Consider the following 22,445-nt stretch of genomic DNA (forward strand, 5'->3'; position numbering starts at 1 on the left):
TGTAACAAGATCAAGATTAGTTGATCACTTTGCTCTTCATATCTTCTGGCAGTTTTGCAGAATCCATAGAAATGCTTAATACAAATGTTACATGGTACTTTTCGCCAATGGCTTCCAGTTTGTTTAAGGTTGCACTGATATCAGCACCTTCCAGTTTGGCTACTTTCAGAAAGCTGTCAAGATACATCTGTTCCAAATCGTGATCCTGGGAAATTACACCACATATAAATCCAATAAAGTTGTCTGCATTGTCAATCATGAATTCAGATGCGTCAATGAGACGAACTTTGTTATTTAACTCATACATATGTTTTGAATTTTTGTCCAGGTAGACAATATTACCGTGTACAGATTTTATTTCAGAGTTTACCTTATCCAGTAAACATTTTGTCTTTCCGTTTCCTTTTTCTCCAGCGATTATCTGTATCATCGTAATCTCCTCCTTCGGTTTCGTATATGTAAAATTATACTGCATATAATTTTAAATTACAACTGTTTTTTGTTTATTATTGACAGTAAATCATTCATTTCAATGTACAGGTCATCTTTGGTATCTGCCTTCATAATAATACTGAAATATGAGTTCCCGTACGGGTCTTTGGAAAGAAGGGACAGGCAGGCACCCGCCTCATCGGTTGTTCCTGTCTTGCCGCCGAAAATAGTTACATCCTGCGGTGCTGTCGCTTCACCGGTGAAATAATAGTTGGTTGCAAACCAAGTACGTTCATACTGTTCTCCGTCTCCTGCTGTATAGGTAACAGTATAATTTTTCTGACTGATTGCATCGGTGAAAGTATTGTATTTAATAGCTTCGTTGAAGATCAGATACAGATCATACGGTGTTGTATAATGATTTTCATCATGAAGACCATGAGCATTCATGAAATGGGAATTCGTTGCGCCAAGGGTTGCCGCTTCCTGATTCATCAGAGCCACAAATCCTTCTACACTTCCACCCACATGCCAGGCAATGGCATTGGCAGCATCATTACCAGATGAAATCAGCAAACCATAAATTAACTGCTTTAAGGTATATTGATCTCCCAGTTCCAGATAACATACAGAAGATTCCGGGTCAATATCCAGTGCATTCTCATCAATGGTAACCACATCATCCAGATTGCCGTACTTGATGGCAATCAGTGCTGTCATGATCTTGGTCAGGCTGGCTGGATACAGCCGCTCATGGACATTCTGTGCGAATAATACTTCATGGGTACTCAGATCCATGATGGTTCCAGCTTCCGCATACTGAAGACTCTCATCTTCAAAAGATATATCCCCGGCTGTCACACAGAGATCTTGTGTAAATGGTTCCGCTCTCTGGCTTCTGGCGGCCGGTGTTTCCATCACACCGTACACCTGACTTCCAATGTCATAAGGATTGTTTAGCGTCAGTTCATGGGAACGGAACACAAAATAAAATATTACGAATCCAATCAGGGCAATCAGACAGATCAGAAGGAACAGAAAACCAAGTGCCTTTCTGCGTTGTCTTCTGCGAATCTGCAGACGCTTTTCCTGACGGGTCATTTCTCTATCTGTACATTTCACGCCACTCTAACTCTCCTCTGTCAAGGGATTTGATCAGCATTTCCGCTGTGGCAAGATTGGTTGCCAGTGGCACATTGTATGTGTCACAAAGCCGAAATACATTCTTGATATCCGGTTCATGCTTCTTTGGCTGAAGCGGATCACGCAGAAAGATCATTAAATCTAGCTGGTTATGTTCAATCTGTGCCGCAATCTGCTGGATACCGCCTAGATGCCCGGCAATATACTTATTAATATTCAGTGAGGTTGCCTCCTCAATCAGTCTTCCTGTCGTACCTGTCGCATACAGGGAATGCTTCGCCAGAATTCCGCGATAGGCAATACAGAAATTCTGCATCAGTACTTTTTTTGAATCATGTGCTACTAATCCGATATTCATAAAAGTATGTCCTTTCGTTAATATTTTTTAACCTGAAGACCAACATTCAATACCAGTCCGATACCGACAAACAAGGTAATCAGAGAGGACAGTCCGGAACTTACAAATGGTAACGGAAGACCTGTATTCGGCATCAGTCCTGTGGCAACGCAAATATTCATAATACTCTGAAGGGCAATCAATGCTCCCATTCCACAACAGAGAATTGATCCTGATCTTTCCCTTGCCTTCTGTCCCACCCGGATACATTCAATAGCAATCAGCATTTCCAGAATGATGATAATACAACATCCAAGGAACCCGATCTCCTCCCCTGCTACTGCAAAGATAAAGTCTGTCTGTGCCTCCGGAATAAAATTACCGTTTTTTACGGATTCAATGGCAGTTGTATCCAGTCCTTTTCCATAGAGCTGACCAGACCCGATTGCCATAATAGAATTAACCTGCTGAGCAGCATCGGAAGGATACTGATCTGGATATAGCCAGGCGAGAATTCTCCTAATCTGGTATTCCTGAATCAATGTCTGACCAGGCTTCAGAATCATGCTGATCAGAACCGTAAAAGCAGGTATTAATACAACTAGTATACCACCGATTACTTTATAGCTCAATCCCGCAACAAAATAAATAACGGAAAATAATAATAAAGTTAATATTGTGGTAGAAAGGTTCGGCTGTTTATAAATCAGAACAAGAGGTACAGCAAGAATCAGCAGTGATTTAATAATCGTCTTAGGATTGCTGATATCATCCTCATGCTTTGCAAAATACTGAGCATAGAACATGATCAGTATGATCTTCATAAAGTCGGAAGGCTGAATCTGAATACCTCCAATCACAAGCCATCTGGTTGCACCGTTGACATTTCTGCCGACTAACATGATCGCTCCCAGCATTGCCAGACCAATAAAATAGAAAATCCAGTAAAATTTTAACAGCCATGTATAATCAATTAATGAAACAATCACCATAGCAATCAGTCCAAGAATCAGCCCGATGATCTGCTTGCTCTGTACATCACTGTCTGCACTTCCGATAATCATAATTCCAAGAACCGTCAGCGCAATCACCCATAATACTAATCGAAATTTGTAGTCTCTTAATTTGTATTGTTTAATCATGTCTTTTTCCTGTAATGATATGTTTTCCTTTAAAAGGATTATCTCGTATCTCTTTTAATCAGATGCTTTTTTTAAATAGCTGCCTTAGTTTCTGAAACAGCGTATCTTCCTGATTCAGATCCGGAAACGGAACAGCTTCACCCATTAATCGACGGGAAATATTCAGGAAAGCCTGACCTGCCGGAGAATCTTTGCCGGCAAGTGGTTCTCCCTGATTGGAAGCAATCACAATATCTTCCTGGTCTGTCAGCACGCCAATCAGCGGAATGGCAAGAATCTCTGACACATCTTCCACAGACATCATCTCGCCTCTTGCAACCATTGCAGGACGGATACGGTTAATCAGCATCTCTGTTTTTTTGATCTGTGCTGCTTCCAGAAGACCTATAATGCGGTCAGCATCTCGGATAGAAGATACTTCAGGTGTCGTCACTACAACTGCCCGGTCAGCAGGGGCAATGGCATTCTGAAATCCCTGTTCGATTCCGGCAGGACAGTCTATCAAGATATACTCAAAATGCTGCCTCAGGTCATCGGTCAGTTTGATCAGCTGCTGAGGTGTAATAGCGGTCTTGTCTCTGGTCTGTGCAGCCGGAAGGAGATACAGACCAGGATAATGCTTGTCTCTTACCAGCGCCTGCTTTAGCCTGCAGGTTCCTTCTGCCACATCAATCAGATTGTATACAATCCTATTCTCCAGTCCCATTACCACATCCAGATTACGCAGTCCCAGATCCGTATCAATCACTACGCACTTCTTATCTAATCTGGCAAAGGCTGCGCCCAGATTGGCGCATACCGTTGTTTTTCCTACACCGCCTTTGCCGGATGTAATTACAATCACTTCACTCATACCTGTTCCTCCAAATATGCTGGGTATTGCCCGTTTCTTAGCTTTCGTGTCTCGGACTTTACAGCATCAGTCGGTACGTACTCCGGAAATCGTTCCGTCATAGACAGAAGCATGTCCGGTAATCAGTGTATCCTTGTCAGCCAGATCATAAATATAACGGATCATGTCTTTGGCAAGCAAAGATGCATTGGCTGATGTATAACCGTTAGTAATACGGCAAGCAATGGCAACCTCCGGATTATCATAAGGTGCATAACCGATAAACAGAGCGTGACTTGGTACACCTGTTTCTTCGGCGGTACCGGTCTTACCCGCCATATCGATCTCTATATCCTGCCAGTAGGTATTCTGCTTGATCATCTGGTTCATACCGGTATGAATCGTATTCCACAGACTGTCTGTAGCTTCCACTGTGTCATGAATCACGGGTTCTTTTTCCATAATCGTACGTCCGGTAGAATCTGTAATCTTATCAATCAAAGTCAAATCGTAACAGGTACCACTGTTGGCGATAGTTGCCGCATAACGGGCAAGCTGTACGGTAGCATAGGCATTATTACCCTGTCCCATGGCTGATGGTGCTTCTGCCTGATCAGAGATACGAGGACTGCTCTCATCCATCTCAATCCCTGTTTCCTGGTCAAAGCCAAACATAGAAGCATATTTTGCCAGCTTGGCAATACCGGTGGCATCATCAGATTCCCCGTTGGTTCCACCCAGATTACCGAGACGGACACCCACCGCATTGAAGAAATAGTTACAGGACTCCTGAATGGCTGTAGCAAGGCTGATCGCCCCATGCATACCGCCACTGGAATGGATCCAGCAATTAATAGGTGGCTTTACATCTTCAAATACACCGGTACAGTTAATGGTTTCTGTCTCAGAAATCACACCTTCCATCACACCGGCAACCGCAGTAACAATCTTATAAGTAGAACCAGGCGCAGTCAGTTCCTGTGTTGCTTTATTATAGAACGGACTGGACTTATCTGTCACCAGTTCGGAGAAATATTCTTCATCCATATCATTGGCAAGACGATTATTATCATAACCCGGATAGGAAATACATGCCAGTACATTACCGTTATTCGGGTCTGTGATAACCATAGAACCGGAACAAGGGGACAGTCCCAGAGAGGCCGGTTTGATTTCCAGATTATAGATCTTTTCTTTAATAAAGTCAAAGGAATAGACACTGCCATCTCCCAGACCCTGATAAGTGGCATCATCTGCTTCCAAAATACCCTGATCATAGAGAAGCTGGCATTCGATCTGTGGACTTAACTGATCATCTTCAATCATATAACGATAAACAATCTTGCTGAAGTTATTATCGTTTGTCACATATTCTGCAAGATAATCACACAGGCTGGAAAAGATCTCATCGGTATCCAGAAACTGTGAATCCGTACTGATCTGTGAAATATCCATCCAGTCTTTGGAAATGGCATAGGTCAGATAATCCCTCAGACTGATATTCTCGTCATTTGTCCATGCAATATAGGTATTATCTGTGGTATCAATGGCGTCTTCACGGATAATGCCCAGTTCTACCATGGTGGTATCCAACAGATAAGTGATATATGCCTGCATCTCCTCACTCAACTCATTGTAAGGTTTCGCAGATGCGGATAACAGCTCTGCCTTCAGATCTGCAAACAGCTGAGATTTCTTATCAAGGAACATGTTATATACTTTTTTCTCAAGCTCCGTTGCATCATTGGATCTCAGGTGCGAAACACTAAGCACATTATTCTCAAATAAAGCATAATATATATCATATACCGGAATAACGATCTCATTGGTACCTACCTGTGTATTATCAAATTCCTTGTAGTCATAGGTATTTTTCCATACAATTCCTGCAACGTACTGCTCCAGCAGCTGATAACCGGCTTTCTGCCAGTCTGTCTTCAGAGTCAGATAAATATCATCTCCGGTCTGCGGATCAACCTGTGAATCCTCTTTTAAGACTTTACCCAGGTTGTTTACATATACTGTCTTTTTACCGTCCACACCCTGGAGTTCTTTTTCATAGTACTGCTCCAGTCCGGCTTTACCGAAAATATCTGTGGTATCGTATTTGTTTTCACCGGAATCTGCATTCAGAGACTGAATCTCTTCTGCAGAGATCTTACCGGTATATCCAATAATATTGGCATAGTAGAGGCTTTCATTGTATACACGAATGGAACTTTCCTCTACGTCTACACCAACGTAATAGCCCTTGCTCTCCATCAGACTGGACATGGACTTATCCGAAATATCCCTTGCAATTGTGGTCGAAATGTATTTCTGGTAGTTGTTTTGGTTGATGGCACTTCTCATGGCAATAATCTTCAGCGCATCTTCCTGAGAAAGTGTATCAGGAAGTCCGTACTGCTCTAATTCTGCCGCTGTATATGGCTTCTCCAGAGATTCTGATACTACACCAAAACCATAGTCACCATCACCGCCCAATTCCTTTACCATATCTTCTGCAGATACGGATTTCTGGTAAGGCTTCATGTCGGCAGGATCCGCCTGCCCGTATACATCGGCGCGGAAACGCAGCAGATTGGTTCCGCTCTTGGTATATTCGTATTCGCCTGCGTCATTGATCTTAATGGCAAAATCCGTATATACATCATCTCCGTTGGCATACAGGATCTGCATAATCTGATAAAGATAACCATTGATGGTCAGGTTCTTCTCCCTGGTGGTCTCATAACTTCCCACATCCTGGAAGGTCACATCATAAGCGAGTTTATTGTAAGCAAGAAGATTGCCATCACTGTCATAGATGCATCCTCTTGTACTTGGAATCGTGGTCTCTCTTGTGATCTGAAGATTATAGTTATCCTGATAGGATTCACCATTAATAATCTGCAGGTCAAACAGTCTGCGGATTAGCACAAATCCCATTAGCACCAGCAAGATGGACAGGATCACTGACCGGGACTGAAAAAATCGTGAAAGAATTTTCTTAATCTTTTTAAACAAAGCTGTCTACACTCCTTTTTGCTGTCTTCTCAATCTTGTTATTCAAAAAAAGAAAAACGCGATAAAGAACTAAAGTTACTAAAACGGTATAGATCATTTCCGGAATGATAATCCGCTTTAAATAAAAAAAGAAATCAACTCTCCCCCTTAGAAGAAACTGCAGGGTATATACGACCAATCCGTATATAAGATCCCCTGCCGCCGTTAAAAGAACCGGCATCTTCACATCATCATCATAAAAAATCTGATAGCAGTAACCACACAGGTATCCGATATACATATAAATAAATGCGCGGAAACCTACTACATAATACCCCAGTACCATACACATCATATCCATCAGCAGACCGGAGAAAAATCCGATCAGCATGCCGGATTTTTTGCCACGCATCAGTCCGAAAGAAACGGTGAAAGAAATCATCAGATTCGGGGTGACCGATGCTATGGAGATCGCAGGCATCAGGGTACACTGCAGGATCAGGCATATCACTATCAGAAAGAAAAGACTTACTTTTGTTCTCATTCTCTTCCCTCCTGCCTTATTCTGCCTTCTGTTTCAGATTCTTGATAACCAGTACTTCCTTGATATCCTTGAAATCTACCACTGTGGAAACCAGACCGGAGCTGGTCAGGTTATTGGAATCTACACCTATCTCAGAGATATATCCGATCAGAATACCAGGAAGAAAAATGTCACTGATCTGAGATGTTACCACGGTGTCTCCTACCTTCGCTTTGGAATTTGGATCATTTAGCTTAACCAGACGAACCGTACCTTCATCTGTCAGGGAAAGATCACCTGCGATAATACAGGTATCTTCTGTCTCCGTGATCTGAGCACTTACATTGCTGTAATCATCGATGATGGAACGGACGGTAGCCCAATTCGGTCCAACATCGGTAATAATGCCTACCAGACCGGCACCGGACATAACATTCATATCTACGGCAAGACCGTCATTGGTTCCCTTATCAATAGTGAAAGTACTGAACCAGTTGGAACTGTCATCTTTGGAAATAACCCTTGCGCCAACTTTTTCATAAGTCTCATATTTGTGATCCAGTTCATACAAATCACGAAGACTGTTCAGTTCATCCTTATCCTGAAGAAGCTGTGTATTCTCCACTGTAAGCTGATCTACCTGGCTTTTCAGTTCCTCATTCTGGGCAACCAGCTTCAGATTATCTTCAAAATAATCCATTTTACCGGAAAACCAGCCACCGACCTGATTGATACCGCTCTGAATCGGTGTCAGCACCACTCCCACCGCATCCTTCAGTGGACTGTTGGTAAATTCCAGGGCAAAACTTGCGATAATCATAATGCCACAGAACAGGGATAAAAAGAATAAGATTAATTTACTTTTGGTGTGTTCTTCGATTGTGTTTTTTTTCATAATAACCCTCTTATATAAAACTTGCAGTGAGATCCCGTAGAGAATAGGTGTAATTTTTTACAAGATCTTTCTGATTCATAATAACCTGAATGCCACGCATGGTTGTGAGACCAGGTTCTGAGACAACAGATACCGGTACTCTCACCTGTCTGCGAAAATAGTCAGACAGATTAAAAATCATGGCACAGCCACCAATCAGACAAAAACCAGCTTCCAGAATATCCTGATGGAACTGAGGCGGCAGGCGGTCAATCATGCCCCGTAGTTCTTCTGCAACAGACTGAATCGTCCGTTCCATACACATACTTACTGCCATGGATGTAACTTCAGCCGTTATCGGATGACCGGATACGGTACTGATTCCGTAAACAATCATAGAATTGGCAGGACCGTCACCGGCATAGGCAAGAGTTGTTTTCAGACTCACTGCTGTCTTCTTTCCAATATGAATATGATACATACGGCGACACATAGTAATGATATCTTCATCTAACTGATCTCCGCCAGTCTGCAAAGTTTTACTCATCAGTATCTTGCCACCTGCCACTACAGATACTTCCGTAGTACCGGCACCCATATTCACCAGCATGCTGGCTCTCGGCGAATCCATGGATACACCAACGCCAAGGTTATCCGCAATTCCCTTATCTACCAGATAGATTTTATTTTCCGGTACAATGCCACTCAGAACGGTGTAATATGCCCGTTTCTCTACAGCAGAAAGATCCCGCGGTACCGCTATGAAAATAGCAGGACGGCCGGACAGGATAGATTTATGTTTTTTTAATAAATGCGACAGAACAATCCCGGCATTTTGGGCTTCTGCAATGGCACCATGTGCCATCGGACTTCCGGCTTTTACATTCGCCGGTGTCTTCTCATACATCTCATAGGCATAATCCCCTATGGCGATGATACTCTTTTCATCCCGGATTGCTATCATATTTTTTTCACAAACAGTAATGCGATTTTTTTTATCACAGATTTTAATGGTATCTGTACCAAAATCTATTCCCAGTGCATGATTGAATGCCATCTTTTACCCCTTGCATATTCTTTAGGATACCTCTGATTCTTCATCAGCAGTCAGTGAATGATGTTCGCAGAAACTATAATAACACCGATCTCCCAGAATGATATGATCCATCATGGGAATGCCCATAATCTGACCTGCCTGTCCCATACGTTCTGTAATACGGAAATCTTCAGGACTTGGTGTCGCATCACCGCTTGGATGATTATGCAACAGGACGATATACGCTGCCCGGTTCTGCAAAGCTTCCAGATATACCTCCCGTGGTGTGATTAAGGACTGGTTCACGGTACCCTTTGTAATAATTTTATCCCCTAACAGATGTCCCCTGGTATCAAAAGACATCACAAATACATGTTCCTGATCACAGTGCCGGAAATCTTCCATGTAATACTCGGCAATTTCCAGTGCACTGGTAAAAAGGTGCTTTCTGGAAACTCCGGACTTGGCAATCCGACGTGAAAGTTCTGCAATACACTTAATCTGAGTCGCCTTCACCCTGCCAATGCCACGGATCTGGCATAATTCAGGAACGCTGATTCGATAAAGACCGGACAGATCGTCTCTCCCGGTCTTCTGTAATACTTCGCATGCCAGATCTACAGATGTGGTACCATCTGTACCTGTTCGTAAAATGACAGCCAGCAGCTCCGCATCACTTAACGATTCACAGCCATATTTGCTGCATTTTTCATAAGGGCGCTGATCTGCAGGCATTTCTTTCATTGTGTATTTCATATCATTTTTTGAATTCCCGGCACGAGAATCAAGGATATCTTATCATAAACCCTACCAAATGTATAGGTTCGATTCCTTAAAATTTTCTGTATTTTTTGATAATGCTTTCCGCAACTTTTAATCCATCCATGGCAGCAGACGTGATGCCACCGGCATATCCGGCGCCTTCTCCACATGGATACAGCCCATCCAGACTGGCAGTAAACTGTTCTCCTCTCAGAATACGGACCGGAGAAGAAGTCCTGGATTCCACACCGGAAAATACAGCATCCGGTCTTGAGTATCCCTTTATCTGCCGTTCAAATCCTTTTACACCTTCGATCAGGGAATCACTTAAAAATTCTGGGAGAACACTTCTCAGGTTTGTGAGCTGATAGCTGCCTTTGATACAAGGTGTTACATCTCCCAGCCCGGAAGAAGCTTTGTTTTCACAGAAGTCTCCGAAAAGCTGAACCGGAACATGTCCTTCCCCTGCCTGGAAAGCCAGTTTTTCCAGATCTCGCTGGAATTCAATGCCTCCAAGAATCCCTTTATGCCCGAAGTCTTCCGGTGTGACCGTAACGATCATGGCACTGTTGGCATTCTTACTGTCTCTTGCGCGGTAACTCATACCGTTTACAGCAAGGTGTCCCTCTTCGGAAGAAGCGTTTACCACATAGCCGCCTGGACACATACAGAAGGAATAGACGCCTCTTCCGTTTGGAAGCTTTCTGGTTACTTTATAATTGGCAGCACCCAGCAAATCAGGGTAATCAGCCCCATACTGATCCTGATTGATCATTTCCTGTGGATGTTCGATACGTAATCCCACAGCAAAAGACTTTGGCTGCATCAGAATCTGGTGTCTATTCAACATGGCAAAGGTATCTCTTGCGCTGTGACCGATGGCAAGCACCAGAGCTTCACATGGAATCTCTTCTATCTCATTAATAGTTACGGAACAGATCTTTCCATTCTTTTGTTTCAGATCCGTCACTTTTGCACCGAAACGCACTTCTCCGCCCAGAGTAAAAATCTCTTCCCGCAGATGGCGGATAACATCTCTTAGTACATCTGTCCCGATATGTGGCTTGTTCACGTAGAGAATATCGGGATCAGCACCTGCTTCCACAAAATTCTTCAGTACATAATGATTCCGTCCGCAGTTGTCCTTCACCAGAGTATTCAGCTTTCCATCGGAAAAGGTACCTGCGCCGCCTTCACCGAACTGAATGTTCGATTCGGTGTTCAGAATACCTGTACTCCAGAACTTTTCTACTGCCGCAGTTCGATGATCGACATCTTCTCCTCTTTCCAGCACCAGCGGACGGTATCCGGCTCTTGCAAGAAGAAGGGCACAGAACAGTCCCGCCGGTCCAAAACCAACAATAACCGGCCGGCTGGAAAGCGGAATGCTGCCACTCTCCGGAATCTGATAAGGCGTCTCTGTTACCTGAGAGACCATAAGATTCGTCTTTTTCTTTATGAGCGTCTGTTCCTTGGTTACAGTAAGGTCTACCGTCAGTACATAATATAATTCTGGCTTTTTGCGGGCATCCAGAGACTGCTTGCGCACTTTCAGCTCTTTGATTTCTGATGAGGGAATCTTCAGCTTTCTGGACAGTTCCTTTTTCAGATATGCTTCATCGTAGGTTAACGGTACTTTTAACTGTTGTATTCTAAGCATGCTGTTCTCCTTTTTCGGCACTGTGTATTCCGGCAATATAACCGGTAGACCATGCCCACTGCAGGTTGTAGCCTCCACAGATACCATCCACATCCAGCAGTTCTCCTGTTAGATATAAGTCGTTCTTTTTCCTTGATTCCATTGTGGCAGGACAGATTTCATCGGTTGCCACACCTCCTGCACAGACCTGTGCCTGCTCAAATGATCTGGTTCCGGTAACAGAGACAGAAAGCTGCTTGATGGTACGGCATACTTCCTGTAATTTTTCCGCATCCGGTCTGGCAGATGCTTTTTTTATCTTGCATAATTCCAATACGACTGCAATCATCTTCTTCGGAATAATACCGGTCAGGGCATCAGAGATAGATTCTTCCGGCATCTTCTTTTCCAGCAATTCAAACAGAGTCTCTTCTTTCACGGATGGCAGACAGTCGATCTGAACCTGTACTTTACTGCCCTGCTGCAATGCATACGCAGCATAACGGCTTAACTGGAAAACCACAATACCGGATATACCATATTCCGTCCACTGTAATTCTCCCGATTCGGTATAAGCTGCTGTGCCATGCCCGTTTTTATCTGTAACGTACATGGTAATATCTGCCCTGGTACGAAGTCCTGCCAGTTTTTTTACAAATCCTTCTCTGCATTTTAACGGGACAAGTGCCGGAAGCGGCTGGATAATCGTATGTCCTGCCAGCTTTGCCAGTTCATAGCCACTGCCGTCTGATCCGGTTGCAGGAACCGATCTGGAACCACAGGCAAGGATGACCGCATCCGCATCATAGTGCCAGGACTGGGTATATACCTGCCAGTGCCCACCAGACTGTTCCATACGTACTACTTTTTCCTGACATTTTAATTTGATGCGAAGCTTCTGCACTTCCAGCAGCAGGCGATCCGCAACAGAAGACGCCTGATCTGTCAGCGGATAGACTCCGTTTCCGCGCTTTTGCAGCAGAAGTCCCATTTCTTCAAAAAAAGCCATGGTTTGTTTCTCATCAAACTGTGTATACACCTGCTGCCAGAAGGAAGGATCACCACCACGGTAGCAGTCTTTTCTGGAAAAATCCAGATTAGTAAGATTACATCTTCCATTTCCTGTCATCAGGAGTTTTCTGGCAGGCTTTTCCATAGCTTCAAGAATAGTAACCTGCGCTCCCTTCCTGGCAGCGGTAATGGCCGCCATCAGACCGGAAGCACCGGCACCGATTACAATTACTGATTTCATCATTTTCCTTTATACAGTTATTTTCGAAAGGTCTACGAGGTTACGTTCTTTCATGCGCTGCAGGGATTTTAAAATACCAAGCTTCGCATGCTGCCAGGTCAGTCCGCCCTGGAAGTACACGGCATATGGCGGCTTAATCGGACCGTCTGCACTTAATTCAATAGAAGATCCCTGAATGAAGGCGCCTGCTGCCATGATCACATCGCTGTCATAGCCTGGCATAGCCCACGGCTCCGGTGTGACATAACTGTCTACCGGTGCAGCTGCCTGAATACCTTCGCAAAAAGCAATCACACCTTCCGGATAACCGAATTCCACAGCCTGTATAATATCGTGACGGCTCTCTGATCCGTTCGGGATCACGTGAAAGCCCAGTTTTTCATAAATATTGGCAGCAAAAATAGCGCCCTTTAATGCTCCGCCAACGACGGTCGGTGCAAGAAATAATCCCTGAAAAAAATCTTTGTTTACACCAAGGGAGGCACCCACTTCTTTGCCAAGACCCGGTGAAGTCAGGCGATAAGCACAGTTTTCAATGCAGGCATTGGTTCCTGCGATATAGCCTCCGATCGGGGCAAGTCCACCGCCCGGATTCTTGATTAGAGAACCAACTACCATGTCTGCCCCGAAATCACTCGGTTCCATAGTCTCTACAAACTCTCCGTAACAGTTATCTACCATGACGATAATGTCTGAACGGATGGATTTCACATACTGAATAGCTTCTGCAATCTTTTTTACGGAAAGAGAAGGCCGTGTCTGATAGCCTTTGGATCTCTGGATCTCTACCAGTCTGGTTTTGTCAGAAATAGCGTTTTTAATGCCTTCCAGATCGAATTCGCCTTCCGGAGTCAGATCTACCTGGGAGTAAGTGATACCATACTCGGCCAGAGATCCATTGGAAGGACGGATGCCGATTACTTCTTCCAGGGTATCATATGGCTTACCGGAAATGGAAATCATCTCGTCTCCAGGACGTAAGTTTCCTGCAAGGGCAAGCGCCAGTGCATGGGTACCACAGGTGATTTGCGGGCGGACAAGTGCTGCTTCTGTATGGAAAACAGCTGCATAGACAGCTTCCAGTGTTTCTCTTCCCAGATCGTTATATCCATATCCTGTGCTGCTTTGAAAACATTCTGCACTTACACGGCATTTTTGCATGGCACGGATGACTTTTAACTGATTATATTCTGTAACCGTATCAATTTCCGAAAAACGGTTCTTTAAAGTTGCTTCCACTGCAGTACCAAAATCCAGGACATCTTTATCCACGCCCAGTTTCTGATACATAGCGCTTATCATATCTGTATTCATAATATTCTCCTCTTTTTTGCTGGTTTTACTGCTTTCCAGTCAGTATTCCCTGTTTTTGTAACTGTTCTTTTATATATTGTAATAATTGGTCATCCTGATAGTGAAAATTTTCTTTGGCCAGCCAGATAACATCCTGTTCCCGTTTGAACCAGGTAATCTGCCGTTTGGCAAAGTGCCTGGTATCCCGTTTAATTCGATAAACAGCTTCATCCAGAGAAATTTCTCCGGCAAGATAATCCAGTATCTCTTTATAGCCCAGTCCCTGCATGGAAACCATATCTCTGGTATAGCCTTTTACTTTTAATCTCTTCACTTCTTCCACCAATCCCTCTTCCAGCATGATATCGATTCGCTGGTCAATTCGCTGATACAGTCTGCTTCTGTCATCATTTAAGACAAAGTAAGCAAAATTATACGGGGATGTTTTTTGCCGTTCCTTTTCATTATGTTCTGAAATTTTCTGTCCTGTTTCATGATAGAATTCCAATGCACGGATCACACGTTTCACATTATTGGCATGAATATCCTGAGCTGATCTGGGATCTACTTCTGCCAGCATCTGATGAAGATATTCCGCACCTTTTTCTGAGGCAAGCTGTTCCATCTCCTGACGGTAGGCATCGTCATTTTTATTTTCGGTAAAATCAATATCGTATAGCAGTGCCTGTATATAGAATCCAGTTCCACCTACGATAATCGGTATATGGCCACGCTGCCAGATCTGCTGAAGATAAGCTTTCGCCATTTGTTGAAAACGTACTACATGGAATTCTTCATCTGGTTCCAGTTCATCAATGAGATAATGGGGAATCCCCTGCATCTCTTCTGAGCGGATCTTGGCGGAACCAATGTCCATTCCCTTATAAACCTGCATAGAATCGGCAGAAATAATTTCTCCTTCGATCTCCCTGGCAAGCTGGATGGACAAAGCCGTTTTTCCCACAGCCGTCGGTCCAGTTAATATTACTAATGGTTTTTTCATAATGCTTCCTTACTATACGATACGTTTGAATTTTTTTTCGATTTCGTATTTAGACATCGAGATAATCGTTGGCCGTCCATGTGGACAATGGTATGGATTTTCCAATGTCATCAGTTCATCAATCAGGGCATGTACTTCTGAAACAGAGAGACGGTGATTGCCCTTAACGGCTGCTTTGCAGGACATGGTTGCCACACGATCTTTGATAATATCCACACTGGCATTTGCCGGCTGGCTGTCCAATGCATCCAGCATCTCAATGAACAGATCATCCTTGGCGATACCAAACAGATTATCCGGCACTGCACGCAGGGCATATTCTTTCCCGCCGAACTCTTCGATCTCGAAACCAATCTCCTGAAAATACTGCATGTGTTTCTGCAGGGTTTCGGCTTCCTGTATGCTCAACGTCAGTATTACCGGCGGGTTCAGAATCTGAGAAGTATATTCTCGCTTATCCATGGATCGCATGGTCTTCTCATAGAGTACCTTTTCATGAGCCGCATGCTGGTCAATGATAAACAGATTGTCACGGAATTCAATCAGCCAGTAGGTATCAAATAACTGTCCGATAATCCGATGCTCTTTCACATTATTCCGGTCCAGAAGCTTTTCGGAAAAGAAATCGGATTCTTTCACACTGCTGCCGGCCAGTTCTTCCATTTTCTGCGCAAATGGGCTTACCGGTGCTTCTGGCTGTATCGGTGGAGCCGTCTGAAGATCCTGTTTCTTTTCCTGCGTTGTAGAAGCTGTTATCTGTTTCGAGGCGTCTGTTGCCTGTCCGGTGAATACGTCTGCATCCGAAGTAACGGATACTTGTTTTTCTGTCATTACGGTCTCTGGTTGTTCTCTCTTTGGCGGCTGCCATGACGGAACTACATAAGAAGAAGTTACTTCCCGGATACCTCTGGTATCTTCTTCACTTAGTTTCCTGGTCACAGGCACTGAAGTCTGGTGTGCCAGAAGGTTTAATTTTTCCTTCGACTGCTGCATGGTGGAAATTCTGCTTTTTTCAAAAGGCTCCGGAAGGTTTTCTTTTATCTTCAGCGGACGCTCCTCTTTTTCTTCTTTTCCCACGCTGACCTGTACAATCATTTCTTTATGGGAAAGTGTATTTAAAATCGTGTGATACACATCCTGATACAGTTTTTCATTTTCCGCAAACCGCAGTTCCATTTTGGTTGGATGAACATTGATGTCCAGCATCTCTGTATCAATCTGAAAATGCAGTACCGTAAAAGGATATTTATGTTTCATCATAAAGGATTGGTAAGCATCTTCAATAGCTTTTGAAATGATTTTGCTTTTAATATAACGTCCGTTTACGAAATAGTTTTCGAAGTTCCGGTTTCCTCTGGAGATCACAGGCTTTCCGATAAATCCGGTAATTTTCATGCCATTTTCAAAAGTTTTCTCTACTTCAAGCAGATTGTTGGTAATGTCGCGTCCATAGATATTATAGATAATATCCTTCAGGCGGTGATTGCCGGAAGTATGCAGCTTTACCTGCGATCCTGCAATGAATTTAAAGGACACCTCCGGGTGTGACAGCGCCATACGTTCCATCAGTTCACTGATATAGCCGGTCTCAGTCTGAGGTGTTTTCAGGAACTTCTTTCTGGCCGGAGTATTATAGAAAATGTTCCGCACAAGAAAGGTCGTTCCGGACGGTGCGCCGATCTCTTCCATATTTTTCTCTTTTCCGCCTTCGATCAGGTAACGGACACCTGTCAGACTCTCCGGTGTCTTACTGATTAACTCCACCTGGCAGACAGCCGCGATACTGGAAAGTGCTTCACCTCTAAATCCCAGAGATGTTACATCCAACAGGTCTTCTGCTGTCCGTATCTTACTGGTGGCATGACGCAAAAAAGCAGTTGGAATCTGCTCCGCCTCGATACCGGATCCGTTATCTGTAATACGGATAAAGGATATCCCGCCTTCTTTGATCTCTACGGTAACGGCGGTTGCTCCTGCATCAATGGCATTTTCCACCAGCTCTTTTACAATGGAGGAAGGCCGTTCTATGACTTCCCCAGCAGCAATTTTATCAATGGTCTGCTCATCTAATACGACAATTTTATTCATGTATCAGCCCTTCTTTACCATCTGTTCTTCAGTCTGTTCTGTAAACGGTTCAATACATTCAACGCCTCAATCGGTGTTAATGTCGAGATTTCAATTTCTTTTAATTCATTTAATACATCTTCGTCACTGACCGTATCCATCAGGGTCATCTGCTCCAGATCCACCTGATCGTATTTGGTAACCTTGCTCTTTATCTTTTTTTCCTGAGCAATTTCACTTACGGTCTCTGTGATATCTGCATCACTTAATTCCTGCACCAGTTCCTTGGCACGTTCAATGACACTGTCCGGCACTCCGGCAAGCTTGGCTACCTGAATACCATAACTCTTATCTGCACCACCCTTGACGATTTTACGCAAAAATACGATGTCATCTCCTTTTTCTTTGACAGCAATGCAGTAATTATTCACATTGGACAGCTTGCCTTCCAGTTCGGTCAGCTCATGATAATGGGTGGCAAATAAGGTCTTGGCACCCAGAAGTTTTGGATTGCTGATATGTTCTACTACAGCCCAGGCAATACTTAAGCCATCAAAGGTACTGGTACCTCTTCCGATCTCATCCAGGATCAGTAAGCTGTTGGATGTGGCATTGCGCAGAATATTGGCAACCTCTGTCATCTCTACCATGAAGGTACTCTGTCCGGAAGCCAGGTCATCGGAAGCACCCACACGGGTGAAAATCCGGTCTACAATGCCAATCTTGGCACTGGATGCCGGAACGAAGGATCCGATCTGTGCCATCAGGACGATCAGCGCCGTCTGACGCATATAAGTGGATTTACCAGCCATATTCGGACCCGTAATAATAGAGATACGGTTCTTTCCATTATCCAGCAAGGTATCATTGGCAATGAACATATCGTGATCGATCATCTTTTCCACCACCGGATGACGGCCGTCTTTGATCTGAATCAGGCCCTTATTGTTCATCTTCGGGCAGACATAATTATTTCGTTCCGCCACAAGAGAAAGGGATGCAAACACATCCAGTGCAGCAATGGCTTTGGCTGTCTTCTGGATACGGACAATCTCTGCTCCCAGCTTATCTCTCACTTCACAGAACAGATTATATTCCAGAGCAACCAGCTTATCTTCTGCTCCCAGAATCATATCTTCCAGTTCTTTTAACTCCGGTGTAATATAACGTTCAGCATTGGCAAGAGTCTGCTTACGCATATAATGCTCCGGTACCAGATCCTTGTAAGAATTGGTGACTTCCAGATAATAACCAAACACTTTATTGTATTTAATACGAAGGTTCTTAATTCCGGTTGCTTCCCGTTCCTTTGCTTCCAGCTGGGCGATCCAGGTCTTTCCTTCCGTCTTGGCATTTCGCAGACGGTCTACTTCCTCATGGAATCCTGTTTTGATCATATCACCGTCTCGAACGGTCAGAGGTGGTTCATCCATAATAGACTGATCCACCAGCTCATACAGATCCTGAAGCGGATCCATATCCGCCTGAATCTCTTTTAACAGGTCACACTGAAAATCATCCAGCAAACAGCGGATGGCAGGCAGCATCTCCAGAGAACTCTTAAAAGCAATCAGATCTCTCGGATTTGCCGACTGATAGCTGATTTTGCTGATCAGACGCTCCAGGTCATAAACTGGATTCAGATATTCCCGGATCTCTTCTCTTGCAATGGCATTCTGATTCAGTTCTGCAACAGCCTTCTGACGATTTTCAATCTCTTCCAGATCAATCAGCGGCTGTTCAATGAAGCTTCTCAGCATACGGGCACCCATGGCTGTCTTCGTCTTATCCAGCACCCATAAAAGAGATCCACGCTTCTGCTTTTCACGTAAAGTCTCGCAAAGCTCCAGATTCCGTCGGCTGGAGCTGTCAATTAACATAAATTTACCGGTAATATACGGTGTCAGCTTCGTAAGATTAGATATAGAAGTCTTCTGGGTCTCAATCAGATACTGAAGCAGCGCACCTGCTGCAATCACTCCACAGTCAAAGTCATCCAGTCCCAGTCCGGAAAGGGTACTGGTATGAAAATGTTCCATCAGTGCCTTTTTACAAAGCTCATCGTCAAAATACCAACTGTCCAGAGAATATACAGAAATCCCCAGACGGCTTCGAAAGTCTTCTACATCGATGCCGCTGACATAAAAAGAATGATTACAGATAATCTCAGAAGGAGAATATCTGGAAATCTCATCATTCAGCTTCTTTGCTGTATCTACTTCCGTAACAAAATAAACGCCCGTTGTAATATCCGCAACGGAAATTCCGTATTTATCTGCGGTATATACGATGGACATCAGGTAATTATTCTTCGTTTCATCCAGTGCCAGGGCATCCAGGGTAGTACCCGGAGTGACAATACGGATGACTTCTCTCTTCACAATGCCTTTTGCAGTCTTCGGATCTTCCACCTGCTCACAGATAGCTACTTTATAACCTTTAGATACCAGTTTATTCAGATAACCGTCTACCGCATGAAAAGGGATGCCACACATAGGGGCACGTTCCTCCAGACCACAGTTCTTCCCGGTTAAGGTAATCTCCAGTTCTTTGGATGCCGTAAGCGCATCATCAAAAAACATCTCATAAAAGTCACCCAGGCGGTAAAATAAGATGCAGTCCTTGTACTCTTCTTTGGTCTTCAAGTACTGCTGCATCATAGGTGTCATAGTATTTTTTGCTTCTTTTGTATTATTCATGTTCGTCCTTATCTAAAATCTTATAACAAGAGTCGAGAATAGTTTGCTTATTCCGGGCTCCAAGTACATCAGAATATTAACACGTTCCGGGGAAATATTCAAGCATGCGGTTTTGTATCTTTTAATCCAATAATTTTCCTTCACGATACGACCATTCAAGATAGTCTGGATTTTGATAATATTTGAGAAAAAGGCAGCCATTCCATGATCACATGAAATCACTGCCTTGGGAAGTTGTCTGTTTATCTCATATCTCCCATATAATAGAATCCTTTGCATTCTGCCAGGTATACGTTCACGATCTTTCCAATCAGATCTGGGGATCCTGGGAAGTGTACCAGCAGATTGTTGCTGAGACGTCCGGTTACCAAGGACGCGTCATGATCGTTTACTTCTTCTACCAGTACCGGCTGTGTCTGTCCGGTAAGGCGGGCAGATTCTTCTCTGGAGATCTCCTGTACTTCTTTTAACAGGCGGTCAAAACGCTGTTTTACAATCGTCTCCGGTACCTGATTGTCCATTTTAGCAGCAGGTGTGCCGGTACGTTTGGAGTAGATGAAGGTAAAGGCGCTGTCATAGCGCACTTTTCTTACCACATCCATAGTCTCTTCAAAGTCTTCCTCTGTCTCACCAGGGAAGCCTACAATGATATCTGTCGTCAGAGAGATATCCGGGATGGCTGCCCGTAATTTTTCAACCAGAGTGAGGTACTGTTCTTTGTTATAATGACGGTTCATGATCTTTAAGAGACGGCTGCTTCCGGACTGCAGAGGCAGATGCATATGCTTACAGATCTTTTTGGAATGCGCCATCACATCAATCAGTTCATCTGACAGATCTTTTGGATGAGATGTCATAAAGCGGATCCGTTCCAGACCTTCGATTTTCTCGACTTCCTGCAGGAGCTGTGCAAAAGTCAACGGCTGTTCCAGATTCTTGCCGTAGGAATTGACATTCTGTCCCAGCAGCATAACTTCTACCACACCGTCTGCGACCAGTTTCTCGATTTCACGGATGATATCCTTTGGTTCACGACTTCGCTCACGTCCCCTTACATATGGCACAATACAGTAACTGCAGAAATTATTGCAGCCGAACATAATGTTCACCCCGGACTTGAATGGATATTTACGTTCTACCGGAAGATCCTCTACAATTTTAGATGTATCCTTCCAGACATCAATAACCATCTTACCGGAAGTCAGACGCTGGTAGATCAGTTCTGCGAATTTATAGATATTGTGGGTTCCGAAGATCAGATCTACAAAGCGGTAGCTTTTCTTCAGCTTTTCCACCACTTCATTTTCCTGCATCATACAGCCGCACAGAGCGATCAGCATATGTGGATGTTTCTTCTTGATACCACCCAGTACGCCCAATCTTCCATAGACACGTAAGTTGGCATTTTCCCTGACCGTACAGGTGTTATAGATCACGAAATCCGCATCTTCTCCTTCTACCAGTTGATAGCCGATGGTTTCCAGAATACCTGCCAGTTTTTCACTGTCTCTGGCATTCATCTGACATCCGAAGGTAATCGGTGATGCTGTCAGTGGACGTCCAAGTTCTCTGGACAGTTCCGCTACTTTTTCCTTACACTTTTCCATAAAATAATACTGCCGTTCCGGTTCTGTCCTGGGAATGATTTCTCCATACATGGCAGATTCTGTCACCAGAAGCTCCGGTGAAATGTCAAATTCATTGGATGGAATATGATCATATACCTGAAAATCAAATGCAATTGCCACACTGGTCAGTCCCGGATGGGCTGCCAGATAACGGTCATAGAATCCCTGACCGTAACCGCAGCGGTGGCGGTCTTTATCAAATCCAACGCCCGGAACAATTAGGAATGCATCTTCTTCCGTTGCTTCGATCTCTGTGGTTGGCTCCGGGATATCATAATAGCCAGGTGCCAGATCGTCGTAAGAAGTAATATAATAATATTTCATAGCTCCGGGACCAGTCACTCTCGGTGCGGCTGTTTTCTTTCCCATTGCCCACGCGGCTTCCAGCATTGGTCTTACTGATACTTCCCCTTTACAGTCCATATAGACAAAAATAGTGTCGGCATTCTGAAATGCCGGCAGCTCAATGATTTTCTGATTAATGATCTGACTCTTTTTTTCTAATTCTGCTGGGTCAGATGATCTTCTGATTTGAAATACCTGTTTTCTAATTTCCTTTTTTTCCATGTTTTGCTCCGTATTTTTCTCCCAGATTTACAATAGTTCCGTCTTTTTCCTTAATATCAATATTGTCCAGCTGAGACTTCAGACTGGCTCTGAAAGCGGCAATGTATTCGGCACGCAGCACCTGCTGCTCCAGCTTCTCTTCTGCTGTCAGCCCTTCAGCCTTAGCTTTATGTGCTAGTTCATTGATACGTGCAATCTGTTTTTCTGAAACTCCCATAGTTCCTCCTATTA

The 22,445-nt window shown here is 43.9% G+C and carries 18 protein-coding genes and 1 pseudogene; all 19 read right to left on the minus strand.

What is annotated here, in order from left to right; genetic code table 11:
* Positions 1-16 precede the first annotated feature (16 nt).
* The 19 genes and pseudogenes from H8716_RS04020 to H8716_RS04110 all read right to left on the minus strand — a co-directional run bounded on the left by H8716_RS04020 (position 17) and on the right by H8716_RS04110 (position 22,431).
* The gene (locus tag H8716_RS04020) at positions 17-430 is read right to left on the minus strand and encodes a twitching motility protein PilT (protein ID WP_249307238.1); all 414 of its coding nucleotides are present in this window, start codon (positions 428-430) and stop codon (positions 17-19) included.
* Positions 431-486: 56 nt separating this feature from the next.
* On the minus strand, positions 487-1,554 hold the full coding sequence (locus H8716_RS04025) for a D-alanyl-D-alanine carboxypeptidase family protein (protein WP_249307239.1): 1,068 nt from the start codon (positions 1,552-1,554) through the stop codon (positions 487-489).
* Complete coding sequence (gene mgsA, locus H8716_RS04030) at positions 1,538-1,933, minus strand: methylglyoxal synthase (protein WP_249307240.1); 396 nt, start codon at positions 1,931-1,933, stop codon at positions 1,538-1,540. Before mgsA ends, H8716_RS04025 begins: the two co-directional genes overlap by 17 nt.
* Before the next feature lie 17 nt (positions 1,934-1,950).
* On the minus strand, positions 1,951-3,054 hold the full coding sequence (locus H8716_RS04035) for an FtsW/RodA/SpoVE family cell cycle protein (protein ID WP_249307241.1): 1,104 nt from the start codon (positions 3,052-3,054) through the stop codon (positions 1,951-1,953).
* Positions 3,055-3,112: 58 nt separating this feature from the next.
* Entirely contained in the window at positions 3,113-3,907 is a 795-nt protein-coding gene (gene minD / locus H8716_RS04040; protein ID WP_249307242.1) for a septum site-determining protein MinD, read from the minus strand.
* A 66-nt stretch (positions 3,908-3,973) separates the two neighbouring features.
* Entirely contained in the window at positions 3,974-6,892 is a 2,919-nt protein-coding gene (locus tag H8716_RS04045; RefSeq protein WP_249307243.1) for a penicillin-binding transpeptidase domain-containing protein, read from the minus strand.
* On the minus strand, positions 6,885-7,415 hold the full coding sequence (mreD, locus tag H8716_RS04050; protein ID WP_249307244.1) for a rod shape-determining protein MreD: 531 nt from the start codon (positions 7,413-7,415) through the stop codon (positions 6,885-6,887). The genes H8716_RS04045 and mreD overlap by 8 nt, the downstream gene beginning before the upstream one ends.
* Positions 7,416-7,431: 16 nt before the next feature.
* Positions 7,432-8,289, minus strand: a complete 858-nt coding sequence (mreC, locus tag H8716_RS04055) for a rod shape-determining protein MreC (protein WP_249307245.1) — start codon at positions 8,287-8,289, stop codon at positions 7,432-7,434.
* A gap of 10 nt (positions 8,290-8,299) precedes the next feature.
* The gene (locus tag H8716_RS04060; protein WP_249307246.1) at positions 8,300-9,325 is read right to left on the minus strand and encodes a rod shape-determining protein; all 1,026 of its coding nucleotides are present in this window, start codon (positions 9,323-9,325) and stop codon (positions 8,300-8,302) included.
* A 21-nt stretch (positions 9,326-9,346) separates the two neighbouring features.
* On the minus strand, positions 9,347-10,060 hold the full coding sequence (radC, locus tag H8716_RS04065) for a RadC family protein (protein ID WP_249307247.1): 714 nt from the start codon (positions 10,058-10,060) through the stop codon (positions 9,347-9,349).
* 76 nt (positions 10,061-10,136) lie between these two features.
* A complete protein-coding gene (locus tag H8716_RS04070; RefSeq protein WP_249307248.1) occupies positions 10,137-11,726 on the minus strand; it encodes an NAD(P)/FAD-dependent oxidoreductase in 1,590 nt (529 codons plus the stop codon).
* On the minus strand, positions 11,719-12,960 hold the full coding sequence (locus tag H8716_RS04075) for a BaiN/RdsA family NAD(P)/FAD-dependent oxidoreductase (protein ID WP_249307249.1): 1,242 nt from the start codon (positions 12,958-12,960) through the stop codon (positions 11,719-11,721). Before H8716_RS04075 ends, H8716_RS04070 begins: the two co-directional genes overlap by 8 nt.
* Positions 12,961-12,966: 6 nt before the next feature.
* Positions 12,967-14,271: a methionine gamma-lyase family protein gene (locus tag H8716_RS04080; protein ID WP_249307250.1), complete on the minus strand. Its 1,305-nt coding sequence runs from the start codon at positions 14,269-14,271 to the stop codon at positions 12,967-12,969.
* A gap of 25 nt (positions 14,272-14,296) precedes the next feature.
* Positions 14,297-15,253: a tRNA (adenosine(37)-N6)-dimethylallyltransferase MiaA gene (gene miaA / locus H8716_RS04085; RefSeq protein WP_249307251.1), complete on the minus strand. Its 957-nt coding sequence runs from the start codon at positions 15,251-15,253 to the stop codon at positions 14,297-14,299.
* 12 nt (positions 15,254-15,265) lie between these two features.
* Positions 15,266-17,341: a DNA mismatch repair endonuclease MutL gene (mutL, locus tag H8716_RS04090; protein WP_249307252.1), complete on the minus strand. Its 2,076-nt coding sequence runs from the start codon at positions 17,339-17,341 to the stop codon at positions 15,266-15,268.
* A gap of 14 nt (positions 17,342-17,355) precedes the next feature.
* Positions 17,356-20,019: a DNA mismatch repair protein MutS gene (mutS, locus tag H8716_RS04095; protein WP_249307253.1), complete on the minus strand. Its 2,664-nt coding sequence runs from the start codon at positions 20,017-20,019 to the stop codon at positions 17,356-17,358.
* 242 nt (positions 20,020-20,261) lie between these two features.
* Positions 20,262-21,677, minus strand: a complete 1,416-nt coding sequence (gene miaB / locus H8716_RS04100) for a tRNA (N6-isopentenyl adenosine(37)-C2)-methylthiotransferase MiaB (RefSeq protein WP_249307539.1) — start codon at positions 21,675-21,677, stop codon at positions 20,262-20,264.
* Positions 21,678-21,743: 66 nt separating this feature from the next.
* Positions 21,744-22,214, minus strand: a pseudogene (locus H8716_RS17820) (5-formyltetrahydrofolate cyclo-ligase); the annotation flags it as partial.
* The gene (locus tag H8716_RS04110; RefSeq protein ID WP_249307254.1) at positions 22,195-22,431 is read right to left on the minus strand and encodes a DUF896 domain-containing protein; all 237 of its coding nucleotides are present in this window, start codon (positions 22,429-22,431) and stop codon (positions 22,195-22,197) included. The pseudogene H8716_RS17820 and the gene H8716_RS04110, both read right to left, overlap by 20 nt.
* Positions 22,432-22,445: the final 14 nt, after the last annotated feature.

Origin of the sequence: Jingyaoa shaoxingensis (assembly GCF_014385005.1) — a bacterium.
Classification (GTDB): Bacteria; Bacillota; Clostridia; order Lachnospirales; family Lachnospiraceae; genus Marvinbryantia; species Marvinbryantia shaoxingensis.

What these genes read in the sequence shown, in the direction of transcription:
- H8716_RS04020 (WP_249307238.1), bottom strand. Translation starts at nt 430, where the DNA reads ATGATACAGATAATCGCTGGAGAAAAAGGAAACGGAAAGACAAAATGT.
- mgsA (WP_249307240.1), bottom strand. Translation starts at nt 1,933, where the DNA reads ATGAATATCGGATTAGTAGCACATGATTCAAAAAAAGTACTGATGCAG.
- H8716_RS04035 (WP_249307241.1), bottom strand. Translation starts at nt 3,054, where the DNA reads ATGATTAAACAATACAAATTAAGAGACTACAAATTTCGATTAGTATTA.
- minD (WP_249307242.1), bottom strand. Translation starts at nt 3,907, where the DNA reads ATGAGTGAAGTGATTGTAATTACATCCGGCAAAGGCGGTGTAGGAAAA.
- mreD (WP_249307244.1), bottom strand. Translation starts at nt 7,415, where the DNA reads ATGAGAACAAAAGTAAGTCTTTTCTTTCTGATAGTGATATGCCTGATC.
- mreC (WP_249307245.1), bottom strand. Translation starts at nt 8,289, where the DNA reads ATGAAAAAAAACACAATCGAAGAACACACCAAAAGTAAATTAATCTTA.
- H8716_RS04060 (WP_249307246.1), bottom strand. Translation starts at nt 9,325, where the DNA reads ATGGCATTCAATCATGCACTGGGAATAGATTTTGGTACAGATACCATT.
- radC (WP_249307247.1), bottom strand. Translation starts at nt 10,060, where the DNA reads ATGAAATACACAATGAAAGAAATGCCTGCAGATCAGCGCCCTTATGAA.
- H8716_RS04070 (WP_249307248.1), bottom strand. Translation starts at nt 11,726, where the DNA reads ATGCTTAGAATACAACAGTTAAAAGTACCGTTAACCTACGATGAAGCA.
- H8716_RS04075 (WP_249307249.1), bottom strand. Translation starts at nt 12,960, where the DNA reads ATGATGAAATCAGTAATTGTAATCGGTGCCGGTGCTTCCGGTCTGATG.
- H8716_RS04080 (WP_249307250.1), bottom strand. Translation starts at nt 14,271, where the DNA reads ATGAATACAGATATGATAAGCGCTATGTATCAGAAACTGGGCGTGGAT.
- miaA (WP_249307251.1), bottom strand. Translation starts at nt 15,253, where the DNA reads ATGAAAAAACCATTAGTAATATTAACTGGACCGACGGCTGTGGGAAAA.
- mutL (WP_249307252.1), bottom strand. Translation starts at nt 17,341, where the DNA reads ATGAATAAAATTGTCGTATTAGATGAGCAGACCATTGATAAAATTGCT.
- mutS (WP_249307253.1), bottom strand. Translation starts at nt 20,019, where the DNA reads ATGAATAATACAAAAGAAGCAAAAAATACTATGACACCTATGATGCAG.
- miaB (WP_249307539.1), bottom strand. Translation starts at nt 21,677, where the DNA reads ATGTATGGAGAAATCATTCCCAGGACAGAACCGGAACGGCAGTATTAT.
- H8716_RS04110 (WP_249307254.1), bottom strand. Translation starts at nt 22,431, where the DNA reads ATGGGAGTTTCAGAAAAACAGATTGCACGTATCAATGAACTAGCACAT.